This is a genomic window from Corynebacterium sp. c25Ua_47, assembly GCF_039907205.1.
In the GTDB taxonomy this organism is placed as follows: Bacteria; Actinomycetota; Actinomycetes; order Mycobacteriales; family Mycobacteriaceae; genus Corynebacterium; species Corynebacterium hiratae.
In genome coordinates this window covers 1-939 of sequence record NZ_JASBOH010000033.1, presented here as the reverse complement: position 1 = coordinate 939, position 939 = coordinate 1, and the positions used below count along the sequence as shown (strand labels likewise).

Annotated in this window: 1 rRNA gene; it reads left to right on the top strand. The window is 52.6% G+C overall.

What is annotated here, in order from left to right:
- Nucleotides 1–10 precede the first annotated feature (10 nt).
- Nucleotides 11–939 (top strand): 23S ribosomal RNA (locus QKE52_RS13295); the annotation flags it as partial.

Here is a 939-nt window from a genome sequence, read left to right as displayed (position 1 = left end):
TGTTGGTTGTGTGTTCGTTATTTAGGGCGCATGGTGGATGCCTTGGCATGCTGAGCCGATGAAGGACGTGTAAGGCTGCGTTAAGCCTCGGGGAGTTGTCAATAAAGCGTTGATCCGAGGATGTCCGAATGGGGAAACCTGGCACCTGTTATGGGGTGTTACCCTTCAGTGAATTCATAGCTGTTGTGGGGGTTTACGCGGGGAAGTGAAACATCTCAGTACCCGTAGGAGAAGAAAATAAAATATGATTCTGCTAGTAGTGGCGAACGAACGTGGATGAGGCTAAACCGTGTGCATGTGATACTTGGTAGGGGTTGTGTGTGCGGTGTTGTGGGCCCCAGCGTGCGGTGACTACCATCATCGTGCTTGTGTGTTGTTGTTAGGTGAAGTGGTGTGGAAACGCCTACCGTAGAGGGTGATAGTCCCGTAGTTGAAGGCTTCAGCACATGGGTTGTTGGGTTGCCCGAGTAGCAGCGGGCTCGTGGAATCTGCTGTGAATCTGCCGGGACCACCCGGTAAGCCTAAATACTCAGTGTGACCGATAGTGTATGAGTACCGTGAGGGAATGGTGAAAAGTACCCCGGGAGGGGAGTGAAATAGTTCCTGAAACCATGTGCTTACAATCCGTCAGAGCACTTTTTTGTGTGTGATGGCGTGCCTTTTGAAGAATGAGCCTGCGAGTCAGCGGCATGTCGCGAGGTTAACCCGTGTGGGGTAGCCGTAGGGAAACCGAATCCTAATGGGGTGTTTTAGTGGCATGTCCTGGACCCGAAGCGGGGTGATCTACCCATGGCCAGTGTGAAGCAGTAGTAAGATGCTGTGGAGGCGCGAACCCACGTAGGTTGAAAACTGCGGGGATGAGTTGTGGGTAGGGGTGAAAGGCCAATCAAACTCCGTGATAGCTGGTTCTCCCCGAAATGCATTTAGGTGCAGCGTCGC